Source organism: Rhizobium sullae (assembly GCF_900169785.1).
Taxonomy (GTDB): Bacteria; Pseudomonadota; Alphaproteobacteria; order Rhizobiales; family Rhizobiaceae; genus Rhizobium; species Rhizobium sullae.
In genome coordinates this window covers 1-4187 of sequence record NZ_FWER01000127.1, presented here as the reverse complement: position 1 = coordinate 4187, position 4187 = coordinate 1, and the positions used below count along the sequence as shown (strand labels likewise).

At 59.9% G+C, this 4187-nt stretch carries 4 protein-coding genes; 3 read left to right on the top strand and 1 reads right to left on the bottom strand.

The annotated features are described in order from the left end of the window. Window positions 1-601 (bottom strand): alcohol dehydrogenase catalytic domain-containing protein (locus BN1800_RS38985; protein ID WP_179214025.1); only part of this gene is annotated, 601 nt, incomplete at its 3' end. A 345-nt stretch (window positions 602-946) separates the two neighbouring features. Between BN1800_RS38985 and BN1800_RS38980 the strand changes: the two genes are divergently transcribed. From BN1800_RS38980 to BN1800_RS38970, 3 genes are all read left to right on the top strand, one after another. Continuing rightward, entirely contained in the window at window positions 947-1906 is a 960-nt protein-coding gene (locus BN1800_RS38980) for a helix-turn-helix domain-containing protein (RefSeq protein ID WP_087006207.1), read from the top strand. Window positions 1907-2057: 151 nt separating this feature from the next. Then, on the top strand, window positions 2058-3566 hold the full coding sequence (gene adh, locus BN1800_RS38975; protein WP_087006204.1) for an aldehyde dehydrogenase: 1509 nt from the start codon (window positions 2058-2060) through the stop codon (window positions 3564-3566). Between the two features lie 69 nt (window positions 3567-3635). Then, window positions 3636-4028, top strand: coding sequence for a DUF779 domain-containing protein (locus BN1800_RS38970; RefSeq protein ID WP_027512197.1), 393 nt, complete (start codon window positions 3636-3638; stop codon window positions 4026-4028). Window positions 4029-4187 lie beyond the last annotated feature (159 nt).

Here is a 4187-nt window from a genome sequence, read left to right as displayed (position 1 = left end):
GTTGCGCTTCATCGTCCCCGCGGCGCGTAAAGGCATAGACTTCACGGCCTTGCCACACGCATACTTGGGCAATGATATGGGCTGCCGCTCCAAAGCCGTAGAGCCCGATCCTCCTGCCGTGACCGGCCTTCTTCAGGCAGCGCCAGCCGATGAGCCCGGCGCAGAGCAAAGGTGCAAGCGAAACCGGATCATCTTCTGGATCAAGGTCAAAGGCGTAGGACGCGTCGGCCACGACATCGGTGGCAAAGCCGCCATCGCGCGTATAGCCGGTAAACTCCGGCCGTTCGCAGAGGTTTTCAGCCTTCGACCGGCAATAGGGGCATGTCCCACAGCTGTGACCCAGCCACGGCACGCCGACACGGCTTCCTATTCTTGTGGCCGCCACGCCGTCACCGACGGCATCGACGATCCCGACGATCTCATGGCCCGGCACGAGCGGCAGCCTCGGATTGGCGAGGTCGCCGTCGATCACATGCAAGTCCGTGCGGCAAACGGCGCAGGCCTCCACCTTCAGCCTAAGTTCGCCCCGGCTCGGCAATGGATCCGGCCGTTCGACGAGAGCCAGAGGCTTTCCGATGGCCTGGAGCGTCATCGCTTTCATGGATATATCCTCCTGGACCTCGACGCTTCAATGGTGGCAGAGGTGTCCACCGAGCCCTCTTATAAATGGCTTGGCGGCTTAATCGCGAACGATTGTACACTCCGACACATATTCACAGTAAATCCGATCGACTTTGACCGGAATCAAAGTTGATTGATCCCGCGTCTTGTTCACTGCTTCCCGGAAACATCGATTTGCGAGGAAGCCGTGGCTTCGGCGGCATCTCGCAACTGTCGCAATCTTGCGACAGTTTGGATTGGCCATTCGGAAGTCATCGCAATTTAGCAGAATTGCAAAGGACGCGCATTTAGGTCAGTTTACTCTCGTGTTCCGTGGGAGGAGCCGATGCACGAATATTCCGCGCATGCGGATCACGTCTATACGTGCGCGCAGCAGAATTCCGCTGCAGCAAGTTCTCCAATCGTGGCTTCCTGGCGGCGCTGCATGACCATGCATCAGCTTGCCCCGGAAGACAAACGCACGCCTGTGCGGCTGACTGATTTTGAATTCCAGCTTGCACGCGAGCAATCGGATCAATTGATCAAGGACGCGACGGACGAACTCGACCGGCTTTTCGCGACGGTCGGGAGGGCTGGTTGCTGCCTGCTGCTGACGGATCGCAATGGCATCGCGCTGGAGCGGCGCGGCTCTGCCGGTGACGACAAGGAGTTTGGCGATCTCGGCCTCTGGACCGGGTCTGTCTGGACTGAAGCAAGCATTGGCACAAACGGTATCGGCACGGCGCTTGCAGACGAGCGTGCCGTCGCAATTTTCCGCGACCAGCATTTCTTCTGCTCCAATATCCGTCTCAGTTGCACGACTGCGCCAATCCGCGACCATCGCGGTCAACTGGCCGCCGCGCTCGATATTTCCACTTGCCGTGACGACGTCAATGAAATGACGCTGTCGATCCTGTCACAGGCGGTCCGCGACGCTGCCATCCGCATCGAACTCAATATCTTCCGCAGTGCCTTTGCCGGCGCACGCTTCCTGATGGTGCCATCGGGCGCGAATTCTGCAGCGGCATTGCTTGCAGTCGACAAGCATGATCTTGTGCTCGGCGCGACGCGCGCGGCCCGGCTGGCCCTCAAGCTGGATGACCGGCGGATCGCCGCAGGTGTTCCAGCGGCCGATGCGCTTCATGAAAGCGGTGCGGCTACCGGCGACGTCCTCGTGGAAGCAGAACGTGCAGCCCTGTTGCGTGCATTGACCCGGACCAACGGCAATGTTTCGCAGGCCGCGATCAATCTTGGCATGAGCCGCGCCACACTTCATCGGAAGATGAAGAGGCTCAACCTTCACTGAGCGCCCCCTTCCCTCCAAAGAGTAATCCTGTCGCAGAGTTGCGACACTGTGCACTGCAGCAATGCGCCGGGAGCCTGTTGCAATCGATAAAACACGCGCAGACTCCTTCCATCGGTTCGCTCCTGAACCTGGCTCATCTTGGGAGGATGACATGCTGCATCAAAAGATCGTTGAATCACCATTCAAGCTGAAATACGGCAACTATATTGGCGGCGAATGGCGCGAGCCCATCGGCGGCAGGTATTTCGACAACGTCACGCCGGTCACGGGCGGCAAGCTCTGCGAAATCCCGCGCTCCGACGAAAAGGATATCAATGCGGCGCTTGATGCCGCCCACGCTGCTAAGGATCAATGGGCTAGAACTTCGGCTACCGAACGCTCAAACATTCTGATGAAGATCGCGCAGCGCATGGAGGACAAGCTCGAGTTGCTTGCCCAGGCCGAAACGTGGGACAACGGCAAGCCGATCCGCGAAACGATGGCTGCCGACATCCCGCTTGCCGTGGATCACTTCCGTTATTTTGCCGCCTGCATCCGCGCGCAGGAAGGCTCGATCGGCGAGGTCGATCACGATACCATCGCTTATCATTTCCATGAGCCGCTTGGCGTCGTCGGCCAGATCATCCCGTGGAATTTCCCGATCCTGATGGCCGCCTGGAAGCTCGCTCCGGCGCTTGCCGCAGGCAATTGCGTCGTGATCAAGCCGGCCGAACAAACGCCCGCCTCGCTTCTCGTCTGGGCCGAACTCGTCGGCGATCTGCTGCCGCCAGGAGTGCTCAACATCGTCAATGGTTTTGGCCTGGAGGCCGGAAAGCCGCTCGCCACCAGCCCGCGCATCGCCAAGATCGCCTTCACCGGCGAGACCTCGACCGGCCGGCTGATCATGCAATATGCCAGCCAGAACCTCATTCCGGTCACGCTCGAACTCGGCGGCAAGTCGCCGAACATCTTCTTTGCCGACGTCATGGCCGATGATGACGATTTCCTCGACAAGGCGCTCGAAGGCTTTGCGATGTTCGCCCTGAACCAGGGCGAGGTCTGCACCTGCCCGAGCCGCGCCCTCATTCAGGAATCGATCTACGACCGCTTCATGGAAAAGGCGCTCAAGCGCGTCGAAGCGATCAAACAGGGCAATCCACTCGACAGTGCAACGATGATCGGTGCACAGGCCTCGGCGGAGCAACTCGAAAAGATCCTTGCGTATCTCGATATCGGCAAGCAGGAAGGCGCCGAGGTGTTGACTGGCGGCACCCAAAACGATCTCGGCGGCGAGTTGGCCAATGGCTTTTATGTCAAGCCGACGATCTTCAAGGGTCACAACAAGATGCGCGTCTTCCAGGAGGAGATTTTCGGCCCTGTGGTATCTGTCACGACCTTCAAGGACGAGGAGGAAGCGCTGGAGATCGCCAACGACACGCTCTACGGCCTCGGTGCAGGAGTCTGGACGCGTGACGGAAACCGCGCCTACCGCTTCGGCCGCGAAATCCAGGCCGGCCGCGTCTGGACGAATTGCTACCACGCCTATCCGGCGCATGCGGCATTCGGCGGCTACAAGCAGTCCGGCATCGGCCGCGAGACGCACAAGATGATGCTCGACCACTACCAGCAGACCAAGAACATGCTGGTGAGCTACAGCCCGAAGGCACTCGGCTTCTTTTGAGAACCGGATTGATCACAAATGGCTACCTTCTCCCCTTTCGGGGAGGAGGCTTTTGGCTTGGAGGAAATCATGGAGACGACCGTCAATGGCGAACCGCGCGTTCTTGCGACCGACGCGGCGCTGGCTCTCATAGATGAAATCCGCCGCGATCATCCCGACATCCTTTTCCACCAGTCCGGCGGCTGTTGCGACGGGTCCTCGCCGATGTGTTATCCGGCGGGCGAATTCCGTGTCGGGGAGACGGACGTGAGGCTTGGTGAGATTGGTGGCGTACCAGTTTATATCAGCGCCAGCCAGTTCGAGGCCTGGAAACACACGCAGCTGATCATCGATGTCGTACCCGGCCGCGGCGGTATGTTCTCGCTCGACAACGGCCGCGAGAAGCGGTTCCTCACCCGCTCGCGGCTGTTCGGCGGCGGCGAGGCCTGTGGTATTCCGAGCCTTACCAAGCGCGCCACTTGACAAGTAGACCGGGCGCCGCCCCTCGAACAAAAGCGATGAGAGCGGTGAACATTTTCAGATCTTACGCGACTTGCCTTGCCAGCGCGCAGCGCGACCAGAGCGAATGGAGTGCCGCGACCAGTTGTTCGATGTCGGCATCGGAATGCAGCGGCGTCGGGG

Coding starts and splice junctions, on each gene's coding strand:
- BN1800_RS38980 (WP_087006207.1), top strand. CDS start 947: ATGCACGAATATTCCGCGCATGCGGATCACGTCTATACGTGCGCGCAG.
- adh (WP_087006204.1), top strand. CDS start 2,058: ATGCTGCATCAAAAGATCGTTGAATCACCATTCAAGCTGAAATACGGC.
- BN1800_RS38970 (WP_027512197.1), top strand. CDS start 3,636: ATGGAGACGACCGTCAATGGCGAACCGCGCGTTCTTGCGACCGACGCG.